Source organism: Cupriavidus sp. 01T418 (assembly GCF_056398885.1).
Genome location: NZ_JBFTQG010000022.1, coordinates 64274 through 90477 on the forward strand (window position 1 = coordinate 64274; position 26204 = coordinate 90477).

The 26204-nt window shown below is 64.8% G+C and carries 21 protein-coding genes; 3 read left to right on the plus strand and 18 right to left on the minus strand.

Annotated features, from left to right (window positions below; all coding sequences use genetic code 11):
* Window positions 1-84: 84 nt before the first annotated feature.
* The 4 genes from zapE to AC1DQ3_RS21090 form a co-directional block, all read right to left on the minus strand.
* Entirely contained in the window at window positions 85-1182 is a 1098-nt protein-coding gene (zapE, locus tag AC1DQ3_RS21075; RefSeq protein ID WP_477122094.1) for a cell division protein ZapE, read from the minus strand.
* Between the two features lie 150 nt (window positions 1183-1332).
* Window positions 1333-2769, minus strand: a complete 1437-nt coding sequence (lpdA, locus tag AC1DQ3_RS21080) for a dihydrolipoyl dehydrogenase (protein ID WP_477122095.1) — start codon at window positions 2767-2769, stop codon at window positions 1333-1335.
* 145 nt (window positions 2770-2914) lie between these two features.
* Window positions 2915-4180, minus strand: a complete 1266-nt coding sequence (gene odhB, locus AC1DQ3_RS21085) for a 2-oxoglutarate dehydrogenase complex dihydrolipoyllysine-residue succinyltransferase (RefSeq protein ID WP_477122096.1) — start codon at window positions 4178-4180, stop codon at window positions 2915-2917.
* Window positions 4181-4277: 97 nt separating this feature from the next.
* Complete coding sequence (locus AC1DQ3_RS21090; protein ID WP_477122097.1) at window positions 4278-7133, minus strand: 2-oxoglutarate dehydrogenase E1 component; 2856 nt, start codon at window positions 7131-7133, stop codon at window positions 4278-4280.
* Between the two features lie 339 nt (window positions 7134-7472).
* Between AC1DQ3_RS21090 and AC1DQ3_RS21095 the strand changes: the two genes are divergently transcribed.
* On the plus strand, window positions 7473-9134 hold the full coding sequence (locus tag AC1DQ3_RS21095) for a SulP family inorganic anion transporter (RefSeq protein ID WP_477122098.1): 1662 nt from the start codon (window positions 7473-7475) through the stop codon (window positions 9132-9134).
* A 28-nt stretch (window positions 9135-9162) separates the two neighbouring features.
* On the opposite strand, the gene ugpQ is transcribed toward AC1DQ3_RS21095, so the two are convergent.
* The 5 genes from ugpQ to ugpB all read right to left on the minus strand — a co-directional run bounded on the left by ugpQ (window position 9163) and on the right by ugpB (window position 14218).
* Entirely contained in the window at window positions 9163-9909 is a 747-nt protein-coding gene (gene ugpQ / locus AC1DQ3_RS21100) for a glycerophosphodiester phosphodiesterase (RefSeq protein WP_477122099.1), read from the minus strand.
* A 1-nt stretch (window position 9910) separates the two neighbouring features.
* The gene (locus AC1DQ3_RS21105) at window positions 9911-11014 is read right to left on the minus strand and encodes a sn-glycerol-3-phosphate import ATP-binding protein UgpC (RefSeq protein ID WP_477122100.1); all 1104 of its coding nucleotides are present in this window, start codon (window positions 11012-11014) and stop codon (window positions 9911-9913) included.
* Between the two features lie 63 nt (window positions 11015-11077).
* Window positions 11078-11926 carry a sn-glycerol-3-phosphate ABC transporter permease UgpE gene (ugpE, locus tag AC1DQ3_RS21110; protein ID WP_477122101.1) on the minus strand — a complete coding sequence of 283 codons (849 nt, stop codon included), beginning with the start codon at window positions 11924-11926 and terminating at the stop codon, window positions 11078-11080.
* Between the two features lie 12 nt (window positions 11927-11938).
* Window positions 11939-12820 carry a sn-glycerol-3-phosphate ABC transporter permease UgpA gene (ugpA, locus tag AC1DQ3_RS21115; RefSeq protein WP_477122102.1) on the minus strand — a complete coding sequence of 294 codons (882 nt, stop codon included), beginning with the start codon at window positions 12818-12820 and terminating at the stop codon, window positions 11939-11941.
* 123 nt (window positions 12821-12943) lie between these two features.
* Window positions 12944-14218, minus strand: a complete 1275-nt coding sequence (gene ugpB / locus AC1DQ3_RS21120) for a sn-glycerol-3-phosphate ABC transporter substrate-binding protein UgpB (RefSeq protein ID WP_477122127.1) — start codon at window positions 14216-14218, stop codon at window positions 12944-12946.
* Window positions 14219-14437: 219 nt separating this feature from the next.
* Between ugpB and AC1DQ3_RS21125 the strand changes: the two genes are divergently transcribed.
* Window positions 14438-15229 (plus strand): HAD-IIB family hydrolase, encoded by a 792-nt coding sequence (locus AC1DQ3_RS21125; protein ID WP_477122103.1) that lies wholly within the window; start codon window positions 14438-14440, stop codon window positions 15227-15229.
* An 81-nt stretch (window positions 15230-15310) separates the two neighbouring features.
* Here the strand turns inward: AC1DQ3_RS21125 and ntrC are convergent, their stop codons facing one another.
* The 4 genes from ntrC to AC1DQ3_RS21145 all read right to left on the minus strand — a co-directional run bounded on the left by ntrC (window position 15311) and on the right by AC1DQ3_RS21145 (window position 20241).
* The gene (gene ntrC, locus AC1DQ3_RS21130; RefSeq protein ID WP_477122104.1) at window positions 15311-16852 is read right to left on the minus strand and encodes a nitrogen regulation protein NR(I); all 1542 of its coding nucleotides are present in this window, start codon (window positions 16850-16852) and stop codon (window positions 15311-15313) included.
* Window positions 16853-16967: 115 nt separating this feature from the next.
* On the minus strand, window positions 16968-18125 hold the full coding sequence (gene glnL / locus AC1DQ3_RS21135) for a nitrogen regulation protein NR(II) (RefSeq protein WP_477122105.1): 1158 nt from the start codon (window positions 18123-18125) through the stop codon (window positions 16968-16970).
* A 3-nt stretch (window positions 18126-18128) separates the two neighbouring features.
* The gene (locus AC1DQ3_RS21140) at window positions 18129-18692 is read right to left on the minus strand and encodes a DUF4124 domain-containing protein (protein WP_477122106.1); all 564 of its coding nucleotides are present in this window, start codon (window positions 18690-18692) and stop codon (window positions 18129-18131) included.
* Between the two features lie 133 nt (window positions 18693-18825).
* The gene (locus AC1DQ3_RS21145; protein WP_477122107.1) at window positions 18826-20241 is read right to left on the minus strand and encodes a 3-hydroxylaminophenol mutase; all 1416 of its coding nucleotides are present in this window, start codon (window positions 20239-20241) and stop codon (window positions 18826-18828) included.
* A gap of 570 nt (window positions 20242-20811) precedes the next feature.
* On the opposite strand from AC1DQ3_RS21145, the gene AC1DQ3_RS21150 reads away from it, so the two are divergent.
* The gene (locus tag AC1DQ3_RS21150; RefSeq protein ID WP_477122108.1) at window positions 20812-21276 is read left to right on the plus strand and encodes a rhodanese-like domain-containing protein; all 465 of its coding nucleotides are present in this window, start codon (window positions 20812-20814) and stop codon (window positions 21274-21276) included.
* A gap of 97 nt (window positions 21277-21373) precedes the next feature.
* Here AC1DQ3_RS21150 and AC1DQ3_RS21155 read toward each other — a convergent pair whose 3' ends face one another.
* From AC1DQ3_RS21155 to AC1DQ3_RS21175, 5 genes are all read right to left on the minus strand, one after another.
* Window positions 21374-22207: a competence/damage-inducible protein A gene (locus AC1DQ3_RS21155; RefSeq protein WP_477122109.1), complete on the minus strand. Its 834-nt coding sequence runs from the start codon at window positions 22205-22207 to the stop codon at window positions 21374-21376.
* Window positions 22208-22219: 12 nt separating this feature from the next.
* Complete coding sequence (locus AC1DQ3_RS21160) at window positions 22220-23095, minus strand: EI24 domain-containing protein (RefSeq protein ID WP_477122110.1); 876 nt, start codon at window positions 23093-23095, stop codon at window positions 22220-22222.
* 135 nt (window positions 23096-23230) lie between these two features.
* Window positions 23231-24205 carry a sterol desaturase family protein gene (locus AC1DQ3_RS21165; RefSeq protein WP_477122111.1) on the minus strand — a complete coding sequence of 325 codons (975 nt, stop codon included), beginning with the start codon at window positions 24203-24205 and terminating at the stop codon, window positions 23231-23233.
* Window positions 24205-25074 carry a polysaccharide deacetylase family protein gene (locus AC1DQ3_RS21170; protein ID WP_477122112.1) on the minus strand — a complete coding sequence of 290 codons (870 nt, stop codon included), beginning with the start codon at window positions 25072-25074 and terminating at the stop codon, window positions 24205-24207. The genes AC1DQ3_RS21165 and AC1DQ3_RS21170 overlap by 1 nt, the downstream gene beginning before the upstream one ends.
* 107 nt (window positions 25075-25181) lie before the next feature.
* On the minus strand, window positions 25182-26168 hold the full coding sequence (locus AC1DQ3_RS21175; RefSeq protein WP_477122128.1) for a YVTN family beta-propeller repeat protein: 987 nt from the start codon (window positions 26166-26168) through the stop codon (window positions 25182-25184).
* Window positions 26169-26204: the final 36 nt, after the last annotated feature.

Consider the following 26204-nt stretch of genomic DNA (forward strand, 5'->3'; position numbering starts at 1 on the left):
GGACTCATTTTTACCAACTGCATGGTAAGAGCCCCGGCTGCAAGCCGCCTTGATACAGATCAAGCGTGCGGCGGGATGGCCGCCTCAGGTCAGCGAGGTATCGACCGTACGGCGCGGCGCTTCGAGGTATTCGCGCGATTGCATCTCGATGATGCGCGAGACCGTGCGGCTGAACTCGTTGGACATCTGGCCTTCGGTATAAAGTTCATCGGCAGGCACTTCCGCCGAGATCAGCAGCTTGACCTTGTGATCGTAGAAGACGTCGATCAACCAGGTGAAGCGCCGCGCTTCGGAGGACATGCGCGGCGTCATCCTGGGCACATCGGAAAGAATCACCGTGTGGAACTGGGTGGCCAGCTCCAGATAATCGTTCTGCGAGCGCGGGCCGCCGCACAGCGTATTGAAATCGAACCAGACCGCTCCACCCGCCTTGCGCAGCGCGCGCAGTTCGCGGTGTTCGATATGCAGGATGGGCGATTCATCGGCCACGCCGGCGATGCTGGTAAAGGCGTGGCGCAGCGCCGAGCTGGCCTCGGGGCCCAGCGGCGTGTGATACGCATCGACCTGTTCGAGCGCTCGCTTGCGGTAGTCGATGCCGGCGTCCACATTGAGCACGTCGAGCTTCTGCTGCAACAGCGAGATCGCCGGCAGCACGCGGTCACGATGCAGTCCATCCGGATACAGCAGGTCCGGCCGGTAGTTGGACGTCATCACGAACTGCACGCCGTTGTCGAACAGTTGCTGCAGCAGGCGGTGCAGGATCATCGCATCGGCCACATCGCTGACGTGGAATTCATCGAAGCAGATCAGGCGGAAACGCCGCGCGATGCGCTTGGCCAGTTCGTCCAGCGGGTCCGGGCGGCCGCGCAGCTCTTCCAGCTGGCGATGGACTTCGCGCATGAATTCATGGAAGTGCAGGCGCGTCTTGCGCACCAGCGGCACGCAGGTATAGAAGCTGTCCATCAGGAAGGACTTGCCCCGCCCCACCCCACCCCACAGGTAGACGCCCTTGGGCACATCCGGATGCACCAGCAGCTTCTTCAGCGTGCTGTTGCGCCGGCTCTTGTATGCGACCCACTCGTCATAGCATTGCTGCAGCCGCTCGACGGCGCGCAGTTGCGCCTCATCGGACGTGTAGCCGCGTTGCTTCAGTTCCTGCTCGTAGTACTCACGGACGTTCATGCTGACTGCTCGCGCCGGATGCCGGCAGGCTCCGGCCTGGATGAGGATCGGGGACACACGGCGGGGCAATCTGCCCCTGTCGCCCCGAAAGCGAAAACGGCGCGCCGCTGGAGCGGCGCGCCGGTACTCAACAATACGAAGGCGAATGCCTTACATATTGAGCTGGCGCTTGTCGACAGCGAGTGCGGCTTCGCGCATGACTTCCGACATCGACGGATGCGGGTGGCAGGTGCGGCCGATGTCTTCGCTGGCGGCCTTGAACTCCATCGCCACCACGGCTTCGGCGATCAGGTCCGACGCGTTTGCTGCAACCACGTGCACGCCCAGGATCTCGTCGGTCTTCGCATCGGCCAGCATCTTGACGAAGCCGTCCGAATGACCCATGCCCAGCGCGCGGCCGTTGGCCATGAAGGGGAACTGGCCGGACTTGTACTCGCGGCCTTCGGCCTTGAGTTGCTGTTCGGTCTTGCCCACCCATGCGATTTCCGGGAAGGTGTAGATCACCCAGGGAATGCAGTTGTAGTCGATGTGCGGCTTCTGGCCGACGATGCGCTCGGCAACCGCCACGCCTTCGTCCTCGGCCTTGTGCGCGAGCATCGGGCCGCGCACCACGTCGCCGATGGCCCACAGGCCCGGCACCTTGGTGGCGCAGTGCTCGTCCACCTCGATAAAGCCGCGCTGGTCGGCAGCCAGGCCGATGGCGTCGAGGCCGAGGTTGTCGGTGTTGGGCACGCGGCCAACCGACACGATCAGGCGATCCACTTCCAGGGTCTGGGCAGCGCCGTCCTTGTCGGTGTAGCTGACCGTGACGTTGTCCTTGCCGGTCTTGACTTCATTGACCGTCACGCCCAGGCTGAACTTCAGGCCTTGCTTGGTCAGCAGCTTCTGCGCTTCCTTGGCCACGCCTTCGTCGGCGGYGCCCAGGAACGCGGGCAGCGCTTCCAGCACGGTCACTTCGGCACCCAGGCGGCGCCACACGGAGCCCAGCTCGAGGCCGATCACGCCGGCGCCGATCACGCCCAGCTTCTTCGGCACGCCGGAGAACTTGAGCGCGCCTTCGTTATCGCTGACCAGCACGTTGTCGACGGGAACGCCCGGCAGGTGACGCGCCTTGGAGCCGGTGGCGATGATGACCTGCCTGGCCGTCACGACTTCGGTACCGGCCTTGCCAGCGACTTCGACCTGGAAGCCATCGGCGCTCTTGCCGACGAACCTGCCGTAGCCCTTGAGCAGCGTGACCTTGTTCTTGCGGAACAGGAACTCGATGCCCTTGGTCATCTTGCCGACGATTTCGTCCTTGCGCTTGAGCATCTTGGCCACGTCGACCTTGACGTCACCCACGGTGATACCGTGATCGCCCAGGTGATGCTGCACGTTCTCGACTTCTTCCGAGGAGGCCAGCAGTGCCTTGGAGGGGATGCAACCCACGTTCAGGCAGGTGCCGCCCAGGCGCGGCTCGTCCTTGGGATCGTCGTAGGCATTGCCTTCGCAGCACGCCACGTTCAGGCCGAGCTGGCCGGCACGGATGGCGGCGATATAGCCGCCGGGGCCGGCACCGATCACCAGCACGTCGAATTGTTTGCTCATGGAGATTCCTTTTGCAGCCCTGGACCGGGGCAACATCGCCCGCCAGGCCGCCTTCAACTTTTCGGTCCGTCATGCCCGCCCGCGCCGCGCAACTCCGCGGGCACGGCGGGCAAGACCTCAGTCAATACAGATGATTACCAGACGATCACAGGTCCAGCAGCAGGCGTGCCGGATCTTCCAGCGCGTCCTTCATGGCGACCAGGCCCAGCACGGCTTCGCGGCCGTCGATGATGCGGTGGTCGTAGGACATGGCGAGATAGTTCATCGGACGGATCACGATCTGGCCGTCTTCCACCACCGGGCGGTCCTTGGTGGCGTGCACGCCCAGGATCGCGGATTGCGGCGGGTTGATGATCGGGGTCGACAGCATCGAGCCGAACACGCCACCGTTGGAGATGGAGAAGGTGCCACCGGTCAGTTCTTCCAGCGAGAGCTTGCCGTCACGGGCCTTGGTGCCGAATTCGGCGATCTTCTTCTCGATGTCGGCCAGGGTCATCTGGTCTGCATTGCGCAGGATGGGCACCACCAGGCCGCGCGGCGAACCGACAGCGATACCGATGTCGAAGTAGCCGTGGTAGACGATGTCGTTGCCGTCGATCGACGCGTTGATCAGCGGGTACTTCTTCAGCGCGTGCACCGCGGCCTTGACGAAGAAGGACATGAAGCCCAGCTTGACGCCGTGTTCCTTCTCGAAGCGGTCCTTGTACTTGTTGCGCAGGTCCATCACCGGCTTCATGTTCACTTCATTGAAGGTGGTGAGGATGGCGTTGGTGGCTTGCGACTGCAGCAGGCGCTCGGCGATACGGGCGCGCAGGCGGCTCATCGGCACGCGCTCTTCCGGGCGGTCGCCCATCACGGCGAAGTCCACCGGGGCGGAAACCTGCTGCAACGCCGGCTTGGCGGGCGCCGGGGCCGGTGCTGCCTTGGCGGCAGGCGCGGCGGCCGGAGCAGTGGCTGCGCCCAGCACGTCGCCCTTGGTGATGCGGCCGTCGCGGCCGGTACCTGCAACCTGGCTGGCCGACAGGCCGCCTTCGGCCATCAGCTTGGCAGCCGAGGGCATGGCCACGGCGCCGGGATTGGCGGCAGCGGCCGGCGCGGAGGCAGCCGGGGCAGGTGCTGCAGCGGCGGGCGCCGGTGCGGCAGCGGCCGGAGCGGCGGCGCCAGCGGTGGCTGCGGTGTCGATCTTGGCGATCACTTCGTCGGCGACCACGGTGTCGCCATCGTTGCGGATGATCTGCGAGAGCACGCCAGCCGACGGGGCGGGCACTTCGAGCACGACTTTGTCGGTCTCGATTTCAATCAGGATTTCGTCTTGGGCAACGGCTTCGCCCGGCTTCTTCTTCCAGTTCAGCATGGTTGCTTCTGCAACCGATTCAGAGAGTTGCGGAACCTTGACGTCAACAATAGCCATGGCTAGGTATTTCCTCGATGTATTCGTATGTGCTTCGGGCAGCGGCAAAAAACATGGCGGTGCGCGCTCTTCGCGCGCGCCGCCATGTCGGCCACGATCATTTGGTCAGGACAAAGCCCTTGAGCTTGGAAAAGGCCGCATCCAGCAGTGCCTTCTGTTGCTCATTGTGCTTGGCGTAGTAGCCCACCGCCGGCGATGCCGAGGCGGGACGACCGGAGTAACCGAGCTTCTGGCCTTCGCCCATGTTTTCCATGATGTAGTGCTGGACGAAGAACCAGGCGCCCTGGTTCTGCGGTTCGTCCTGGCACCACACGATTTCGTTGGCGTTGGGGTACTTCTTCAGCTCGGCTGCCACTGCCTTGTGCGGGAACGGATACAGCTGTTCCAGGCGAATGATGGCGGCATCGCCGGCACCACGTTCCTTGCGGGTGCTGATCAGGTCGTAGTAGACCTTGCCCGAGCACATGATCACGCGCTTGACCTTGCTGGCGTTCAGTTCTTCGTGATCGGGGATGACCGTCTCGAAGTGACCCTTGGCCAGGTCGGACAGCGGCGAGACCGCTTCCTTGTTGCGCAGCAGCGACTTCGGCGTCATGATCACCAGCGGCTTGCGGAACAGACGGATCATCTGGCGGCGCAGCAGGTGGAAGATCTGGGCCGGCGTGGTCGGCTGGCAAACCTGCATATTGTGGTCCGCGCACAGCTGCAGGAAGCGCTCGATACGCGCCGAGCTGTGCTCCGGACCCTGGCCTTCGTAGCCGTGCGGCAGCATCAGGGTCAGGCCCGAGGCGCGGCCCCACTTCACTTCGCCGGAGGAGATGAACTGGTCGATCACCACCTGGGCGCCGTTGACGAAGTCGCCAAACTGGGCTTCCCAGATCACGAGTGCGTTCGGCTCGGCGGTGGAGAAGCCGTATTCGAAGCCGAGCACGGCCTCTTCCGACAGCACCGAGTCGATCACGGTGAACGGCGCCTGGTTTTCCGACACGTTCTGCAGCGGCACGTAGCTGCCGGCATCCCAGCGCTCGCGGTTCTGGTCATGCAGCACGGCATGACGGTGCGTGAAGGTACCGCGGCCGGCATCCTGGCCCGTGATGCGCACCGGGTAGCCCGAAGCCACCAGCGAGGCGAAGGCCAGATGCTCGCCCATGCCCCAGTCCAGCGGCTGGTCACCACGGCCCATGTTGGCGCGGTCCTTGACGACCTTCTCGACCAGCGGGTGCAGCTTGAGGGTTTCCGGGGTGGTGGTGATGCGTTCGGCCAGGCGCTTGAGCTCGGTCACCGGCACGGCGGTGTCGGCGGCGTCGGTCCACTTGCGGTTCAGGAACGGCATCCAGTCCACGGCGAACTTGTTCTTGAAGTTCGACAGGACGGGGTCGACCGTGTGCTTGCCCGCGTCCATGGCGGCGCGGTATTCCTTGACCAGCTGGTCGCCGAAGTCGGCCGGCACCACGTTCTGCGTGGTCAGCCTGTCGGCGTACAGCTTGCGCGTGCCCGGGTGCTGGGCGATCTTCTTGTACATCAGCGGCTGGGTAACGGCTGGGGTGTCCTGCTCGTTGTGGCCCAGCTTGCGGAAACAGATGATGTCGACCACGACATCCTTCTTGAATTCCATGCGGAAGTCCACGGCCAGCTGCATGGCGAACACCACGGCTTCGGGATCGTCGCCGTTCACGTGCAGCACCGGTGCCTCGATCATCTTGACGACGTCGGTGCAATACAGCGTGGAGCGCGAGTCGCGCGGGTCCGAAGTGGTAAAGCCGATCTGGTTGTTGATCACGATGTGCATCGTGCCGCCCGTGCCGTAGCCGCGGGTCTGTGCCAGGTTCAGCGTTTCCATCACCACACCCTGGCCTGCGAAGGCCGCGTCGCCGTGCACTTGCACCGGCAGCACTTCCGCATGGCCCGCGGGCTCGCCGCGGCGTTCCTGGCGGGCCTTGACCGAGCCTTCCACGACCGGGTTGACGATCTCCAGATGGGACGGGTTGAAGGCGAGCGACAGGTGGATCGGGCCGCCGTCGGTGGAGACGTCGCTGGAGAAGCCCTTGTGGTACTTCACGTCGCCGGCCGGCAGGTCGTCGACGTGCTTGCCTTCGAACTCGGCGAACAGGTCCGCCGGCATCTTGCCCAGCGTATTAACCAGCACATTCAGGCGGCCGCGGTGGGCCATGCCGATGACGATTTCCTGCACGCCCTTGCTGCCGCTGTGCTGGATCAGTTCGTCCATGGCGGCGATGAAGCTTTCACCACCTTCGAGCGAAAAGCGTTTCTGGCCGACGTACTTGGTGTGGAGGAAGCGTTCCAGGCCTTCGGCCGCGGTCAGGCGGTCGAGGATGTGCTTCTTCTTCTCCAGCGTGAACACCGGCTTGGAGCGCGTGGTTTCCAGGCGCTCCTGCCACCAGCGCTTTTGCGCCTGGTCGCTGATGTACATGAACTCGGCGCCAATGCTGCTGCAGTACGTTTCGCGCAGGTTGTTGAGCAGGTCGCGCAGGCTCATCGACTCCTTGCCGAAATACGTATTGCTGGCATTGAAGACGATATCGAGATCGCTTTCCGAGAAGCCGTAGAAGGCCGGGTCGAGATCCGGCAGGGGCGGACGCTCCTGGCGCTTGAGCGGATCGAGGTCGGCCCAGTGCGAACCGATGTTGCGGTAAGCGGCGATCAGCTGCGTGGCAGCGACGCGCTTGCGCCCCATATCGGAGTCGGCCGAGGCAACGATGGTCTTGATCGGGCCCGCCTTGGCGCGCTCGGCGAACGAGGCGACGATGGGAGCGTGGGGGATATCGCGGGCGTTGGAGCCGTCGACGGCCGGCACGTTCTGCATCGCGTCGAAATACGCGCGCCAGTTGTCGGGAACCGAGGTGGGATTCTGGAGGTAGGCCTCGTACAGCTCTTCTACATAGGGGGCATTGCCGCCGAAGAGGTACGAATTGCTCTGATACTGTTGCATCATGGGGCGCTCACTATTATCCGGGAATGCCGGAATAAAGCGGGTTTATCAACCTTCCGCGACACGGCTTGACCGGTTAGCGGATCGCAAACAACTCTTTCAGGAGTAGCAACCGAAACATATTCATGCATCATTATGCAAACGGCACCACAGCGGGTGCCGATCTGTTCAGTTGCCCTAATGTTCAGTTGCCCTGAAAGGGTCAGTTGTGCGTGGAAGGACCTAAGTCTTCACTCGCGTAAGAATAGCACGTTTGACACATTAGCCGAGGGGAATTTTGCCAGCCCGCCCGATCGGCGTACTTCTCCCAACCTGCACGTCAACCGGCACGGACGACCGCCAATGATACCCGCCCCCACCACCAACACCGCCGCGACGGGCGCCCCTTTCGCCACATGGCGGATGGACCTGGTTGCCGGACTGGCTATCGCCGGCCTGTTGCTGCCCGAAGCCGTGGCCTATTCCGGCATTGCCGGACTGCCGCCGCAAGCCGGCGTGATCGCGCTCTTCGCAGGCCTGCTGGTCTACGGCCTGCTTGGCAGCAGCCGCTTTGCCATTGTCTCGGCCACCTCGTCGTCCGCCGCGGTGCTGCTGGCAGCCACCACGGCCGCTTCCGAGAGCGATGCCGGGCTGCGCGCCGCTTTCGGCGCCGCGGTCATCCTGATGGCCGGGGCCCTGTTCCTGCTGGCCGCGGCGGCGCGCCTGGGGGCAATTTCCAACCTGATCGCCAAACCCGTGCTGCGTGGCTTTACCCTGGGCCTGGCCCTGACCATCGTCCTCAAGCAGTGCCCCAAGATCCTCGACCAGCATCCGGCGCACGGTGACTTCCTGCGCCTGGCCTGGGACCTGCTTTCCAACTGGCGCCACTGGAACCTGGCGGGCGCGGCGCTGGCCCTGGGCGCCCTGGCGCTGCTGCACCTGTTCGCGCGCTGGCGGGCCATGCCAGGCGCACTGCTGGTGATCGCCGCCGGCATTGCACTCGACGTCAGCGGCTGGACCCAGTCGCATGGGGTGGCGGCAGTCGGCAATATCGCCCTGCAGTTCTCGATGCCACGCTTGCCGGACCTGACCACAGCCGACTGGATGCGGGTCAGCGAACTGGCCGCGGCACTGGCGCTGATCCTGTATGCCGAAAGCTACGGTTCGATCCGCACCTTTGCCATGCGCCATGGTGACATCGTCTCGCCCAACCGGGACCTGGCGGCGCTGGGACTGGCCAACCTCGCCGCAGGCCTGTTCCAGGGCATGCCGGTGGGGGCGGGCTTTTCCGCTACCTCGGCCAACGAATCGGCGGGCGCGCAAAGCCGTCTCGCCGGACTGGTTGCCGGGGTGGTGGTATTCGCCGCGGTATGCACCCTGCTGCCCTGGATCGCCCACACTCCCGAGCCGGTGCTCGCGGCCATCGTGATCCGCGCGGTCGGACACAGCCTCAACCCGGGCAGCCTCAGGCCTTATTTCGCATGGCGGCGCGACCGCCTGGTCGCGCTGACCGCCTTTGCCGGCGTGCTGCTGCTGGGCGTGCTGCATGGGCTGCTGCTGGCGATCGGGGTCAGCGTGGCGATGCTGCTGCACCGCCTGTCGCGCCCGCACGTGAGCTGGCTGGGCCGCTGGGCGGATAGCCACGACTTTGTCGACATGGCGCGCCACCCCGAGGCCACCGCGCCCAAGGGGCTGCTGATCGCGCGCCCGGAGGTGCCGCTGTACTTCGGCAACGCCGATACCATACTGAGCACCGTGCGCGAGGCGCTGGCGCGCCAGCATCCCCGATACGGCCTGGTACTGAGCCTCGAAGAGTCGCCCGACCTCGACGGCACCGCCCTTGAAGCCCTGGACGACCTGGCGGAATTCGCGAAAGCGCACGGCGTGCCGCTACGGCTGGCGCGGGTGAAGGACGAGGTGCGCGACCTGCTGGCGCAGGCGCGCAACCCGGCCCTGACCGAGGAAATGTGGCGCGGCTGGAGCGTGGATGACGCGGTGCGCGACGCGCTGGCCCAGCCTGCATGAACCGGCCATGCGTGCCGTGCCGGGCGGACTAGCCCTGGCGCGGCGCGATCAGGTCGACCGCGTCGGTAATCAGTGCATCCAGCCCCCATCCCAGCAGCTCCGCCGCGCGCGCCGGGTCGTTGACGGTATAGCAGGCCACCCGGAAACCGGCCGCATGGGCGGCCTGGATGACCGCGGCGCTGAGTTCGCGGTGATTGGCATCGAGCGCCACGCAATCCAGCCGGCGTAGCCGCTCCAGCCAGTCGGTGGGCAGCTTGTCCAGCAGCAGCGCGCGCGGCAGGCCCGGTGCGGCCTTGCGCGCCGCCTCCAGCGCGTCTTCCGAGAACGACGACAACAGCGGCAGCACATCGCTGCCGGCCCACAGTGCCTGGGCGTCGAGGGCCACTGCGGCGCCGGTGCGCCATTCAGCGCCCGGCACCGGCTTGATCTCGATGTTGGCCATGTATCCGTTGGCCCGGGTGTAGCGCGCGATCGCCGCCAGCGTGGGCACCGGCTCGCCGGCATAGGCCGGGCTATGCCAGCTGCCCGCGTCCAGCATGGCGATCTCGCCCAGCGTCAGCGCATCGGCGCGGCCCTGGCCGTTGGTGGTGCGATCGAGCGTGGCGTCGTGCAGCAACACCGGACGCCCGTCGCCGGACAGCTTCACGTCGAACTCGAACATGCGGTAGCCGAACGACGCACCGTGGCGGAAGGCCGCCAGGGTGTTCTCGGGCGCCAGCTTGCCGGCGCCCCGGTGGGCGATGTGGCGCGGATACGGCCAGGCGGCTCGGGTCATGTCAGGCCTCGATGCGTTTGCCGGAATCGGCGTCGAAGAAGTGCAGGTGCTCGGCCGACGCGGTGATCGGCAGACGGTCGCCGCCGCGCACCGGCATATTGCTGTCCAGCCGCACCACGACCGGCTGGCCACCCAGCGTCCCATAGGCGAAGGAATCGGCGCCGAGCGCTTCGACCAGCCGCACGTCGATCCGGGCAATGGCTTCGTGCTCCGCGCACGGCTCGATATGCTCGGGACGCAGGCCAAGCAGCGCGCGCTCGGGCAGGTGCAAACCCATCGGCAGATGGCCAAGGGTGGCGGCTTGTCCTTGGGCGCCCTCCTTCTGCTCCACGCGCATCTGCGCTTCGCCCTGGCCGCCATTGGTGCGCGCGACCGGCACGAGGTTCATCGGCGGCGAGCCGATAAAGCTGGCCACGAAGGTGCTGGCGGGACGCGCATAGACTTCCAGCGGCGTGCCGATCTGCTCCACGCGCCCGCCGTTAAGCACCATCATGCGGTCAGCCAGCGTCATGGCCTCGACCTGGTCATGCGTCACGTACATGCTGGTGGTGCGCAGGCGGCGATGCAGCTCCTTCAGTTCCAGGCGCATCTGCACGCGCAGCTTGGCATCCAGGTTGGACAGCGGTTCATCGAACAGGAACACCGCAGGCTCGCGCACGATGGCGCGGCCCATGGCCACGCGCTGGCGCTGGCCGCCGGACAGCGCGCGCGGCTTGCGCTCCAGCAGCGGCGCCAGCTCGAGAATGCCGGCGGCGTGGTTCACACGCTGTTCGATCTCGCTCCTGGCCATGCCGCGGATCTTCAGCCCGTAGGCCATATTGTCGTACACGCTCATATGCGGATAGAGCGCGTAGTTCTGGAACACCATGGCGATGTCCCGCTCGGCGGGCTCGAGGTTGTTGACCATCTTCCCGCCAATATGGACCTCGCCGCCGCTGATGGACTCTAGCCCGGCCACCATGCGCAGCAGCGTGGATTTGCCGCAGCCCGACGGGCCGACGATGACGATGAACTCGCCATCGTTGATCTCCATATCGATGCCGTGCACAACCTTGACGTTGCCGGCGTAGGTCTTCTGTACATTGCGAAGCGACAGTTTTGCCATTGCTATTCTTTCTCGCGGTGCAAGCGTGGCGGGCACACCATCACATTGGCGCGCCCCGCCCGCCTATTTCTCGGTTTCGACCAGGCCCTTGACGAACCACTTCTGCATCAGCAGCACCACGATCGCGGGCGGCACCATGGCCAGCATCACGGTAGCCATCACCAGGTTCCAGTCGGTCGCTGCGTCCCCGGAACGGGAGATCATCTGCGTGACACCCACCACCACCGGCGTCATCGATTTCTGCGTGGTGATCAGCAGCGGCCACAGGTACTGGTTCCAGCCGTAGATGAACTGGATCACGAACAATGCCGCGATGCTGGTCCTGGACAGCGGCAGCACCACATCCTTGAAGAAGCGCAGCGGCCCGGCACCGTCGATGCGCGCGGCCTCGGCCAGCTCGTCCGGAATGGTCAGGAAGAACTGGCGGAACAGGAAGGTCGCGGTGGCCGAAGCGATGATCGGGATGGTCAGCCCGAAGTAGCTGTCCAGCATTCCCAGGTCCGACACCACCTTGTAGGTCGGCAGGATCCGCACTTCCACCGGCAGCATCAGCGTGATGAAGATCATCCAGAAGAAGGTCTTGCGCAGCGGGAACCTGAAGTACACCACCGCGAAGGCCGAGATGATCGAGATCGCGATCTTGCCCAGCGAGATGCCCAAGGCCATGATCAGGCTGTTCAGCATCATGGTGGAGACCGGCGAGGCCGCATTGCCCACGCCGGCTGCCAGCACAGTGCGATAGTTCTCAAGGAAATGGCTGCCGGGCACAAGCGTCATCGGTGCCTGCAGCACCTCGTCGGCGGTCAGCGTCGAGGCAACAAAGGTGACATAGACGGGGAAGGCCACCACCGCCACGCCCAGCAGCAGCAGCAGATGCGAAAGAAAATCCAGAAGGGGTCGTCGTTCTATCATTTTGCCAATCCTTCAGTACTGCACCTTGCGTTCCACGTAACGGAACTGCACCACCGTGAGAACAATCACGATCCCCATCAGCACCACCGACTGCGCGGCCGAGCCACCGATATCGAGCCCGCGGAAGCCATCCTGGTACACCTTGTAGACCAGCGTATTGGTGGCGTTGACGGGTCCGCCGTGGGTCACCGCGTCGATAATGGCAAAGGTATCGAAGAATGCGTACACCACGTTGATCACCATCAGGAAGAAGGTGGTCGGCGACAGCAACGGGAAGATGATCGACCAGAAACGCCGCCACGGCCCTGCGCCATCGATGGCGGCAGCCTCGATCAACGACTTCGGAATGCTCTGCAGGCCGGCCAGGAAGAACAGGAAGTTGTAGCTGATCTGCTTCCACGCGGCGATCAACACCACGAGCAACATGGCCTGGTTGCTATTGAGCAGGAAGTTCCAGTCCACGCCGAACTGATGCAGCGCATAGGACACCACGCCCAGCGTGGGGTTGAACAAGAACATCCACAACACGCCCGCCACCGCGGGAGCCACGGCGTACGGCCAGATCAACAGCAACTTGTAGCCACTGGCGCCGCGCACCACGCGATCGGCGAAGTAGGCAAGCAGCAGCGAGACCGACAGTCCGACCAGTGTCACCCCGACGGCGAACACCGCCGTCACGCGGAACGCGTGCAGGTACTGCGCATCGTTGAACAGATCGCTGAAGTTTTCCAGGCCGACGAACTGCAGGTCGATGCCGAAGGCATCCTGCCTCAGCACGGACTGGTACAGCGCCTGCCCGGCCGGCCAGAAAAAGAAGATCAGCGTGACCGCCATCTGCGGCAACACCAGCAGATAGGGCAGCCATGAAGATTGGAATACGACCCGTTTTTCCATCACGCATCCTGAGCACCGCCAAGCGCGGGGCATCAACTATCGGGGACAGCGCGGCCATGCGCCCGCTCAAACCAAAGACGGAGGCAAAGCCTCCGCCCTCTGCACACTCACGACACCAGGCGCTTACTCGCGGACGGTCTTCTGGAATCGCTCCAGCAATTCATTGCCGCGCGCCACCGCCGAATCCAGCGCGTCCTTGGGCTGCTTCTTGCCGGTCCACACCGCTTCGAGTTCCTCGTCGATCACGGTACGGATCTGCGGGAAATTGCCCAGGCGGATGCCTCGCGACTTGTCGGTGGTCTTGACGATCATCTGCTTGACCGCGACATCGGCGCCGGGGTTCTTGTCATAGAAGCCCGAATTCCTGGTCAGTTCGTAGGCTGCCATGGTCACCGGCAGGTAGCCGGTCGACTGGTGCCAGTCAGCCTGCACCTCGGGGCGCGACAGGTAGGAGAAGAACCTGGCCACGCCCTTGTACTCTTCCGGCTTCTTGCCGCCCATCACCCACAGCGAAGCGCCGCCGATGATGGTGTTCTGCGGTGCGCCCGGCACGCCTTGCTCGTAGGGCAGTTGCGCCACGGTGAAATCGAACTTGGCGTTCTTGCGGATATTCGCCAGCGCCGCCGACGAACCGGTCAGCATGGCGCACTGGCCGGCGATGAACTTCGCCTTCGGCTCGTCCTTGCGGCCGCCATAGACAAAGTAGCCCTTCTGCAGCATGTCGAGCAGGTTGGCGATATGCTTGACGTGCAGCGGCGAATTGAACACCAGGCGCGCGCCCGTGCCGCCGAAGCCATTGTTCTCGGTGGCAAACAGGACGTTATGCCAGGCCGAGAAGCTTTCCAGCTGCACCCACGACTGCCAGTCGGTGGTGTAACCGCAAGAGATGCCGGCAGCCTTGAGCTTGGCGGAATCGGCTGCCACTTCCTGCCAGGTCAGGGGCGGCTTGTTCGGATCCAGCCCGGCCTTCTTGAAGGCATCCTTGTTGTAGTACATCACCGTGGTCGAGCTGTTGAACGGGAACGACAGCATCTCGCCCTTGTTCGAGGTGTAATAGCCAGCCACCGCCGGGATGTACATCTTGGCGTCAAACTTCTCGCCAGCGTCCTTCATGACCGTGGCCACCGGCTTGATGGCGCCCTTGGCGCTCATCATGGTGGCCGTACCGACTTCGAATACCTGCAGGATTGCCGGCGCGTTGCCCGAACGGAAGGCAGCAATGCCTGCCGCCAGCGATTCGTCATACTGACCCTTGTAGATCGGCACGATCTTGTACTCGGACTGGCTGCCGTTGAACTGCGTGGCGATTGCGTTCACCTTGTCGTTGAGTGCACCTTCCATCGAATGCCACCACTGGATCTCGACGGCGGCATTGGCCGATCCTGCGCCAATCAGCATGGCGAAGGCGGCGAGGGTCGACACGGTACGTTTGACGGTCATTGGAAGCTCTCCTGTTTTTATATCGCGACATGGGACAAAAATCGTCCGACTGTATGCAGCTTTTGTGACGTCCGGATGTTACTCCGCCTGGTTGGATAGGAAAACCGGGCTTTTCCACTAAATGACAATAATATGACAGCGATTTGTCGGCAGCTTGACAGGGTAGAATCTTGGGCCATGCAAGCCATCCAGACCCTTCCCGCGCCGGCGCTGCGCCGCGTTCGCGGTGTGCTGACCGATATCGATGGCACCATCACCACCGACGGCAGGCTGCCGGCGACCACCTACCTGGCGCTGGACCGGCTCAAGGCAGCCGGCCTGCACGTGATCCCGGTGACCGGCCGCTGCATCGCCTGGGCCGAGATCCTGACCCGGCTCTGGCCGGTGGACGCCATCATTGGTGAAAACGGTGCCTTTTACTCTCACTTGCGCGCGGGCAAGCTGGTGACGCGCTACCTGGACGACGCGGCCACCCGGGCGGATAACCTCGCGCGCATCCATGCCCTGGGCGAGCGCATCGTACTAGAGGTGCCAGGCTGCGCGCTGGCCTCGGACCAGGCCTGGCATGCCGCCGACCTCGCCATCGACCATGCCGAGGACGTGGCGCCGTTGCCCCCGGCAGCGGTAGACCGCATTGTCAGCCTGATGCGCGAAGCCGGCATGACCGCTACGGTCAGCTCGATCCATGTCAACGGCTGGTTCGGGGAGCACGACAAGCTGAGCATGAGCCGGTTGTGCGCCGCGGAATTGCTGGGCGCCGACCTGGATGCCGAACGGGAAGCGTGGCTGTTTATCGGCGACTCGGCCAACGACGCGAGCATGTTTGCCCATTTCCCCTTGTCGGTCGGGGTGGCCAATATCCGCGACATCCTGCCGCAATTGCCCGCCACGCCCGCGTACATTACCGAGGCGGCTTGCGGCGAGGGCTTTGCCGAGATGGCGGCGTTGCTGCTGGCCGCGCGCGGCTGATCCGCGCGGGTGACAGGACCGGGAATGAAAAACAGCCGGGATTGAGCCCGGCTGTTTCTTGTGTCGTGCAGCAACGCTGCTTCAATCGAAGCCCAACTCCTGGAGCTTGCGTGTGATGGTATTGCGGCCGATACCCAGGCGGGTCGCAGCTTCCACACGCCGGCCACGGGTCACGCCCAGGGCCGCCTCCAGCACTGCCTTCTCGAAACGGCGCGTGAGCGCATCCATCACCTCGGGCTGGCCGGATTCCAGCATGGCGCGTGCCTCGCCTGCCAGCAGGTTTTCCCAGCGGGCGATCCCGCCCGCGGCGGCCACGCGGCCAGCATAGGCTAGCGCGGGGTCAGCCTCCCCGCCCAGGGCGGGGGGCGCGGCGCCGTAGTCGACGGCGTCATGGCCATCTCCGTCCTCGCCCCTGCCCTCGGCGCGTGGCTCCGGCAGGCGCGGGGCGCCGGGGCTACCCTGCTGCGTGCCGGTGCCGGTCATCTCGCGCGGCATGTCCTTGACTTCGATGGTCTGGGCCGGCGCCATCACGGTCAGCCAGTTGCACAGGTTCTCCAGCTGGCGGACGTTGCCGGGGAACGGCAGCGTGCAAACATAGGCCAGGGCCTCGTCCGACATGCGCTTGGGCTCCACGCCCAGTTCCTTGGCACTCTTCTGCAGGAAATGACGGGCCAGCAGCGTAATGTCTTCCGGCCGCTCGCGCAGCGGCGGCAGGCGCAGGCGGATCACGTTGAGGCGGTGGAACAGGTCCTCGCGGAACAACCCTTCCTTGACGCGCGTTTCCAGGTTCTGGTGGGTGGCGGCAATGACCCGCACATTGGCGCGCAGCGGATTGTGGCCGCCGACGCGGTAAAAGTTGCCGTCGGACAGCACCCGCAGCAGGCGCGTCTGCAGATCGAACGGCATATCGCCGATTTCATCGAGGAACAGCGTGCCGCCCTCGGCCTGCTCGAAGCGGCCGCGGCGCATGGTCTGCGCGCCGGTGAAGGCCCCGCGCTCATGTCCGAACAGTTCCGATTCGAGCAGATCCTTCGGGATGGCCGCCGTGTTGAGCGCGATAAAGGGGCCGTTGGCGCGCGGGCTGTGCTTGTGCAGCGCCTGCGCGACCAGCTCCTTGCCGGTGCCGGACTCGCCGGTGATCAGCACCGTCACGTTGGACTGGGAAAGGCGGCCGATGGCACGGAACACATCCTGCATGGCCGGCGCCTGGCCGAGGATCTCGGGCGCGTCGACCAGGCGGTCTTCCAGTTCCTCCTCGCGCAGGCTTTCCTGCAGCGCGCGACGGATCAGTTCGACTGCCTTGTCGACGTCGAAGGGTTTGGCCAGGTATTCGAAGGCCCCGCCCTGGAAGGCGGCTACCGCGCTATCCAGGTCGGAGTAGGCCGTCATCACGATGACGGGCAGCCCCGGGTGCCGGGCCTTGAGCGCCTGCAGCAAGTCCAGGCCCGAGCCTCCCGGCATGCGGATGTCGGAGATCAGGACTTGCGGCTCGTCATCTTCCAGCGCGGCCAGTACGTCGCGCACGTTGGTGAAGCTGCGCGAAAGCAGGCTTTCACGGGCGAGGGCCTTTTCCAGGACCCAGCGGATTGATTGATCGTCGTCGACTATCCAGATCGGCTTCATGTGCGTCGCTTGTCTGCTCGGTGTCATTTGGTCTTCCGTAAACCTGGCCGCACACCGCTGGCAAGCCGGTCGGCAGCAATCATTGGTGCAGTTCCAATTGCTGTGGCCGATGCGCTCAATGCAGTGGCAGCAGGATACGGAAGTCGGTACAGCCAGGCCGGCTCTCGCATTCGATCAAGCCCTCGTGCTGTTGCACGAAGGTTTGAGCGAGTGTGAGACCGAGGCCGCTGCCGCCATCCCTGCCCGACACCAGCGGGTAGAAGATGCGTTCGCGAATATCCTCGGGGATGCCCGGACCGTTATCGATGACATGCAAGTCCAATGCCAGCTTGAACAAACGCTTGGCAATTGTGACCTGGCGGGCCACCCGGGTACGCAGGACGATCTGCGCATCGCCGCGCGCGATACGCTCGGCGAGCGCCTGGGCAGCGTTGTGGACGATGTTGAGCACGGCCTGGATCAACTGCTCCATGTCGCCGCGCAGGTCGGGCAGGCTCGCGTCGTAGTCGCGCACGATGTCCAGCCCGGATGGGAACTCGGCCAGCACCACCGAGCGCACGCGCTCCAGCACTTCATGGATATTGAGGTCGGACACGATATGCGGATGCCGGTGCGGCTCCAGCAGGCGGTCCACCAGCGTCTGCAGGCGGTCCGACTCCTTGATGATGACCTGGGTGTACTCGCGCAGCGCACGATCGGGCAACTCGAACTCAAGCAGTTGCGCCGCGCCGCGGATACCGCCCAGCGGGTTCTTGATCTCGTGGGCGAGATTGCGGATCAGTTCCTTGTTGGCCGAGGTGAGGTCGAGGATGCGCTCCTCGCGTTCGCTGCGCACCTTTTGCTCGTTGGGCAGCACCTCCACCACCACGGTGCTGGTGTCGACGTTCGCGTCCAGCGCGCCGATCACCACGTGCGCGTGCATCGGCTCCTGCAACGGCGGGCGCAGCACCACATCCTGCCGGCGGGCGTCGAACTGCCGCGAAAGCACGGTCTCGATCATGCTGGCAAGCTCCTCCGAAGCGCCGAACAAGTCCGCCAGCGACAGTTCCACCATGGCCTTGCGCGATACCGCGAAGCTGGCCTCGGCGGCGGGATTGGCATAGACGATGCGCAGGCCGGGCTGGCGCACCAGCAACACGGGGTTGGCTACCACGTCCAGCCCCTGGTGGTAGGACACGTCGCCCAGGGGCAGCACCGCGGCCCCACCCTCGGGTGGGGTCCCTGCCCCGGCCGAGGCTACCTTGCGCGTGACGCTGCGAATCAGGCGATGCATGAATTAGTCCCTCAAGTTGGAGAGTTCGCGCCGCAGCGCAGCGGCATTGGCCTCGCTGCGCGTAATGTCGTCGCGCAGCGCGGCAGTGCGGTCGAGATATCGCTGGTAGTTACGTTCGTTGCCCTGGCGCTCGGGCTGGCCGTTGTTGTACTCGGCACGCAGCGCGGCCAGCTTGGCCTCCTCGCTTTGCAGCTCCTGCTCCAGCACGGCCCGGCGCTCGCCATCGCGGCTCTTCTGGGTCGCGCTGTCCACGCGCGGAAATGCCGCGGGCGCCACCGCGGGCCCCGCCCCGTTGCCTGCCGGCGGCGTGCTCACACGCCCGCCCGRCACCGTGATCGCATCGGGCAGGCTCAGCCGCTTGCAGCCCTTGCCGCCGTTACCGTTGCGATACTCCGGCACCCCGTTGGGGCCGGCGCAGACATAGATATCGGACTGGGCCGGGGCCGGGCGGCTCCAGCACAGCAAGGCCAGCGCCAGCATGGCGCAGGCGGCTGCCGATACGTGCATGCTGGCACTGAAGCGGTGCATCCGGTGGCGTGAGGGGGGCAGGTATTCGAGCGCGTCCATGGACATCAGCAGGGAAGGTGGGAGAGGAGCCCCATTCTAGCGATCAAAGCAGCGATCAAAACAAAAAGGGACAGCCGAAGCCGCCCCTTCCTGGTGCAACTGTTGCCCGGTCACAACCTGGCAACGCCTCGCCTTACAGCGAGTAATACATGTCGAACTCGATCGGGTGGGTCGTCATGCGGAAGCGGGTGACTTCTTCCATCTTCAGCTCGATGTAGGCATCGATCATGGAGTTGGAGAACACACCGCCGCGCGTCAGGAACTCACGGTCGTTGTCGAGGTATTCCAGGGCCTGGTCGAGGCTGGAGCACACGGTCGGGATCTTTGCATCCTCTTCCGGCGGCAGGTCGTACAGGTTCTTGTCGGCAGCTTCGCCCGGGTGGATCTTGTTCTGCACGCCGTCCAGGCCGGCCATCAGCAGCGCCGAGAAGCCCAGGTACGGGTTCATCAGGGGATCCGGGAAGCGGGTCTCGATACGGCGGCCCTTCGGGTTGGCCACGTACGGAATACGGATCGAAGCCGAACGGTTGCGTGCCGAGTAGGCCAGCTTGACCGGTGCCTCGAAGCCCGGCACCAGACGCTTGTACGAGTTCGTGCCCGGGTTGGTCAGGGCGTTCAGCGCGCGTGCGTGCTTGATGATGCCGCCGATGTAGTACAGGGCGAATTCCGACAGGCCGGCGTAGCCGTTGCCCGCGAACAGGTTCTGGCCGTCCTTCCACACGGACTGGTGCACGTGCATGCCCGAGCCGTTGTCGCCAACCACCGGCTTCGGCATGAAGGTAGCCGTCTTGCCGTAGGTGTGGGCCACGTTCTGGATGACGTACTTTTGCAGCTGCGTCCAGTCGGCGCGCTGTACCAGCGTGCTGAACCTGGTGCCGATTTCGTTCTGGCCCTGGCCAGCCACTTCGTGGTGATGGACTTCCACGGGGATGCCCAGCGACTCCAGGATCAGGCACATTTCCGAACGGATGTCCTGGAAGGTGTCGATCGGGGCAACCGGGAAGTAGCCGCCCTTCTTGCCCGGACGGTGGCCGCTGTTGCCGTGCTCGAATTCCTTGCCCGACGACCACGGTGCTTCTTCCGAGTTGATCTTGACCGAGCAACCCTGCATGTCGATGTTCCAGGTCACGCCGTCGAAGATGAAGAACTCGGGTTCCGGACCGAAGAAGGCGGTGTCGCCCAGGCCGGTGCTCTTCAGGTAAGCCTCGGCGCGCTTGGCGATGGAACGCGGGTCGCGGTCGTAGCCCTTGCCGTCCGACGGCTCAACCACGTCGCAGGTCAGGATCAGGGTCGGTTCTTCATAAAACGGATCGACGTTGGCGGTATTCGGATCCGGCATCAGCAGCATGTCCGAAGCCTCGATACCCTTCCAGCCGGCGATCGACGAACCGTCGAACGCGTGGCCGCTTTCGAACTTGTCTTCATCGAAGTGCGACACGGGTACCGACACGTGTTGCTCCTTGCCTTTGGTATCGGTGAAACGAAAATCGACGAACTTGACGTCGTTTTCCTTCACAAGCTTCATCACATCTGCAACGCTGTGGGCCATGCCTATCTCCTGGAAATTCGGCTGAAATCTATAAAGCCATTCTTGCGTCGATCTCTATGGCGTCGCGCCTGGACGGCGTCGGGGGCAGCATAAAGATCGGCCACGAAAGGGACGAGGAATGTTAGCAGAAAGCGTGCCAAGGCAACCCCCTTGTTATCCCTGCGTTCCCGAAAAAAGTGCAGCTGGGCGGCGTGTTCAAGGGACTGCGGCGCCTTCCGGGTGCCGCATATGGCATACAGCGCAATCCGGTCGCCTCGCGCACCACGCGGATCGCGACGGGGCGCATCCGGCACCGCACGCAAAAACACCTAAACGGTGCACTTGATCATCAATCTGCACCACTTATGTGCCAATGCACCTGAATGGATCATTCTGGCGTGCGCCCGGCGGGGCTTGCCTGCTTGCGGTGCAGAAATCCGGATGCGGATGCGCTGCTGCCTCGCTGCTGCCTGTGTCCCGGCGCAAGTTTTTACCGTTCCCGGCCAAACGCACCGGCTGCCCCTCCGGGCGCGCTAGAATGGTTGCCTGGCTCCCCGAGACGCCATTCCACCTACCGATTTTGTCACTCCGATGACCACCCGAGACGAACTCCTCCAAGCAGCGCGCCAGCGCCAGCAGCAAAACCAGCTACCCTACTTCGGCGCCCTCTCCCCGCAGGAAGCCTTCGCCCTGCTGCAGAGCGATGCCACTGCCGTGATGGTCGATGTGCGCACCCAGGCCGAACTGGACTGGATCGGCACGCCGGACCTGCCGGAAGCGCAATCGGCGCATGTGGAATGGAGCAGCTATCCGGGCGGCGCGCAGAACGCCGCGTTCGTCGCTCAACTCAAGGCCCGCGTGCCCGCCGACGTGCCGGTGCTGTTCCTGTGCCGCAGCGCGGCACGCTCCAAGCACGCCGCCCGTGTCGCCACGGAAGCCGGCTACCGGTACGCGATGGATGTGCTGGAAGGCTTCGAAGGCAACCGCGATGAACAGCATCACCGCAAGACGGTGGAAGGCTGGTGTTTCCGGGGCCTGCCCTGGCACGGCGCCTGAAGCAGGGAAAGGCCTGCGCCACAAGCAGAACGGGACAGTCAGGCTGTCCCGTTTTCATTTCGCCGCCATGTGACGCCATAGGACGCCATAGGACGACTCAGTCCCCCGCCGGATCTCCCGGGCGCCGCGCCGCCACTTCCACCAGTTCGAAGCCCATCGCCTGCACGCCTTCGCGCAGCATGGCGTAGGCCGGCTCGACCTGCTCGGCGGGGCCCTTCACGCCCAGGTCGATATGACGGCGCGCATAGAGCTCGCCGCGCTTGGCGTTGCCCACTGAAGGCAGGCTGAACACGCGGATGCCGTCGAAGGCGGCTTCGACCCGCTCCATCAGCGGCGTCAGCGTGGACTCCGGCGCCTCGAACACCAGGAAGGAGCGCTCCACCTGCACCGCCAAGTGGAACAGGTGCGAATAGTAGTGGTCCAGCACCCATTCCATCATCGGCCAGGCCATCACCGGAAAGCCCGGCATGAAATGATGCTTGGCCACCGAGAATCCCGGGATGCGGTTGTAGCTGTTCGGGATGATGCGCGCCCCCGCGGGGAATTCGCCCATCTTGAAGCGATGCTGGTTTTCCGGCAGGTTCAGGTCGGCCTTGACCGGATCGCCCGCCGCGGTCTCGGCGATGCGCTGCGCGATCAGTTCGCGCGCTTCGGGATGCAGTTCCAGCGACACGCCCAGCGCGGCCGCGGCACACTGCCGGGTGTGATCGTCCGGCGTTGCGCCGATGCCGCCGGTGCAGAACACCACGTCGTCGCCGGCGAAGGTACGTCGCAGCGTGGCGGTAATGCGCGCGCGCTCGTCGCCCACGTACTCCGCCCAGTCCAGCGCCAGCCCGCGCGCCGCCAGCAGCTCGATGGCGCGGCGCATATGCTTGTCTTCGCGCCGCCCCGACAGAATCTCGTCACCAATGACGATCAGGCCGAAACCCATGATGCCCTCGCTTCAGGATTGTTCAATGCGCCGCACATCGGACGGCGCGAGATCGATAACGTCCACCACCGGCGCTGCCGCGGCCGCCGCGGCAGCGCGTTCGGCGCGCAACTGCTCCAGCGCGCGCAGGCAGAAGTGGCCGAACCACAGCGCCGAGAAAATAAAGATCAGCACATAGAGCCACAGCGTGCCGGCCAGCACAAACGGAAAGAGGAAAATCAGCGCCGCCGAAAACACCCAGATCAGCGTCGGCGCCGAGCCCAGCAGGCCCACCGCCACGCCGATGATGAGCAAGGGCACGCGGTGGCGCTTCATCAGCGTCTTGCGCTCCTCCGCGGTGGCGTGCTGGGCCAGCGCATCGTAGGTCATCACGCGGTAGGTCAGCCAGCCCCAGAGCAAAGGCGGGATCAACGCGAAGAACGGCGGAATCAGCCACAGCGGCAGCGTCACCAGCGCCAGCAGCAGGAACACCATGGTACTGCCCAGCGCCTGGAACACGCTGCCGACCATGCTGCCGCCCCTGGCCTTGGCCAGGTCAGGATAGCTGCGCTCCAGGTGCCGCACCGCCGCAGGCACCGAGAACAGGCTGATGAACACGAGCATGGAAGCGATCACCAGCGGAATCATCAGCGCGATCACGAACAGCGGCGCCACCACCGTCCGCAGGGATTGCATGCCAAACCAGTCGAGCGCGCCGTAGATCCAGCTGGTCAGCGCCGAGGCTTCCAGCATGCCGCGCGCGGTCGTCATGATCGGCTCCCATCCCCACAGCAACAGGCCGCCCCACAGCCCGGTGGCGAGCAGGAAAGGAATGACGGTGAGCATCAACATGCGCGGATGCAACTGGCTGACCAGGGCACGGCCAAGCGCGCGAAAAATATCGTTCATGCAGTAATCTGGGTTTCCAGGAAGGGGGGACAACTAGACTAGCACACGTCTCAAGTGTCGCGGAAGCCGCGTGCATGACCGGCGGTTGCCGGTCCGGCGTTGGCGAGGCGGCGTGCGGGGAAATGGTCCGCTGCGTCAGCCGCGCCGCAACAGGCGCTTGATGCCGTACCACTGCTGGGACACGAAGCCGGCGCCATAGTTGCGCCCCTTGCCTGCCGGTGGCGGCATCTGGTCGCGCACGCCAGTGGGGTAATAGTTATCGGTGAACACCGCGGTACGGAACAGCATGTCCCACCACGGGAAGATCACACCATAGTTGCAGCCGCCCAGTTTGCCTGGCCGGCCGATCGCCTCGTGCCCCACCCCTATCGCATGATGGGTGCGGTGAAAGCGCGGCGAGACCAGCAAGCGCTCGCCAAGGGCGCCGAAATGCAGGCGCAGGTTGGCATGCTGCAGGCTCTGCAGCAACTGCGAGAGCGCCACCAGCAGCACGTATTGGGAAGGCTCCACGCCCACCGCCAGCGCCACCGCCGCAAAGACCGCGTCGCGCAGCATATCGTCCAGCAGGTGGTTGCGGTTGTCGCTCCACAGCGTCATCTGGCGCTGGCTGTGATGAAGGGAATGCAGGCTCCACCACCAGCGATAGGTATGCGAGAGTCGGTGGTACCAGTAGTCGAGCAAGTCAAACAAAAGCAGGTAGACGAGGAAGCTGATCAACGGAATCGACGTTACCCCCGGCCACCAGTCTTCCACATTGATCCGCTGCCAGCCGAGCAGGCGCAGATGCCCTTCCAGCCCATCCATCAGTGGATCGAGCAGGAAGAACATGGCGAGCCGGAACAGGCCAAGCCGGTGAATCAACGTATAGAGGATGTCGGTGCGGATGCTGGCGCGGTCGGTCACTGCCTCGACCGGACGAAGCTTTTCCAGCGGCCCGAGGATCAGCACCATGACCACGATCTGCACCAGCCCCACCAGCAGCCATTCGGTGCCGGTAAACGCATCCTCGGCATAACCGCCCAGGCCGGCCTGGTACACCACGGGCAGGATGACATCCTGGAACACGGTGGCTTCGACCTGGCCGACCCAGGCGTTGAGCGCGTCGAGCATCAGCGTCCCCCGGCCATGGCGGGGGCCTGGCCGCCCATCCAGTCGCGATAGGCCGGATGCTCGCGCAGCGTGGCGAAGCAGAAGCCCTTCTGTTCCAGGCCGCTGATCAGCGGCTCCAGCACGCCAGGCGCCCACGGTTCCTTGCGCGACCAGATGCCAAGGTGGGCCATGGCGATGTCGCCATCGCGCAGGTCGCGCAGCGCGCGCGCCAGCAGGGCCTGGTTGGAAAAGCGCTCGGAGGACAGTTCGTCGCCAAGGAAGCCGGCCGGCGCCCACCCCACATGCTTGTATCCGCACTGCTCGGCCCATTGCAGCGTCTGCGGCGAGGTATGGCCGCCCGGCGCCCGCCACAGCGGCGACATGGCGGTGCCGGCCAGGCTGCGCAGCGCCTGCGCGCTACGGTTGAGTTCGCTGCAGAAGCCTTGCTGGTCCATGACCACGTCCTGCCCGGCATGGGCGCCGAACTGCGGGCGCATGGTTACCTTGCCGTCGCGCACGTTGCGCAGGTAGACGTGATCGAAGGTATGGCTGCCGAAGACATGGCCATCGGCGGCGAGCGTCTTCCAGTACTGGGCCCAGCCCGGATCGAGCGAGCTGTCCTTGTTGACCGTGGGCTCGTTGGCGAGGAAGAAGGTGGCCTTGATATGGTGGCGGCGCAGCGTGTCGGCGATCAGCGCCGCCTGGCTCATGCTGCCGGTATCGAAGGTCAGGTAGAGCGTGCCGGCGCGACAGGCCTGCGGTGCGGCGGCGCGTCCGGGTTCGGCCGAGCCAGCCGGCGCTGCGGCCAGCGCCAGCCCGGTGGCAGCAAGCCCGGCTGCCGCCGCGCGGACCAGCGCGCGGGGCAGCCAGGACTGCGAAATCTTGCTCATGATGCCTGTCCTGGTTTCCTGTGACTGCATTGGAGTGGCAGCGGCCGTACTAGTTTCGATACCTTGCCGGCCAAGGCGTTCCCGCCGGTGGCGCGGCCCCCGCTGCCTTAATAGAGCGGCGCCCGGGTACGGAAATAAATACCGTGGGGCGAACGGCCCACGCGGATGGTCTTGACCAGCTTGCGGCTGGCCACGTCGATCAGGCCCACCGAGCGCGCCCAGCGGAAGCTCACCCACAGCGTCTTGCCGTCGGCGGTCAGTTCCATGTCGTCGGGGCCGGCCGGCAGGCCGGTGATGTCGCCGACCTTGGTCAGGGTCTGCTGGTCGATGATGCTGATGGTGCCGGAGACCCGGTTGGACAGGAACAGGTGGCGCTTGTCGCCTACCGCGCGGAAATTGTGCGCGCCCTTGCCGGTCTGGATCTGCTTGACCACGGTGCGGGTGTGCCAGTCGATCACGGCCACGTAGTCGGCGCCGGTCATGCCCACCAACAGGTACCTCTGGTCGGGCGTGACCCACACGCCCGCCGGTGCCGAACCGGCGTTCATGCGCCACATCACGGTCTGCGTGGGCAGGTCGATGGCGACCACCTCGTTGGAATCCTGCAGCGTGACGAAAGCGACGCGGCTGTCGTTGGTGAAGGCGATATGGCTGGGCGTCTTGGCCAGCGGCAACTGCCTGGCGATCTTGAGCGCCCTGCCGTCCCAACGGTAGATATCGACCCGGTCGAGACGGTTGCCCGTGGTCAGGAACCACTTCTGGTCGGGCGAGAAGCCGATCTGGTAGGGATCGTCGATATTGGGTACCCGCTGCTGGACCTTGCCGGTGACCGGATCGAGGAAGACCAGGTCGTTGCCCACCGCATTGGCAACAATCAGCGATTTGTCGTCGGGCGTGGCGATCAGGTGGTGCGGCTCCTTCCCGACCGGAAAGGTTTCCAGCACCTTCTGGGTGTCCTTGTCGATCAAGGTGACCGTGGCGTCACCCGAATTGAGCACCACCACCACTTCCGCCGACGCCGGCGCCGCTACCATCCCCAGGGCCAGGGTGCCGATGGCGGCAAACCCGGAAACTACACGACGCAATGCGAACATAAGACCGTTAAACAATGACTTAATCGATCATTCTAA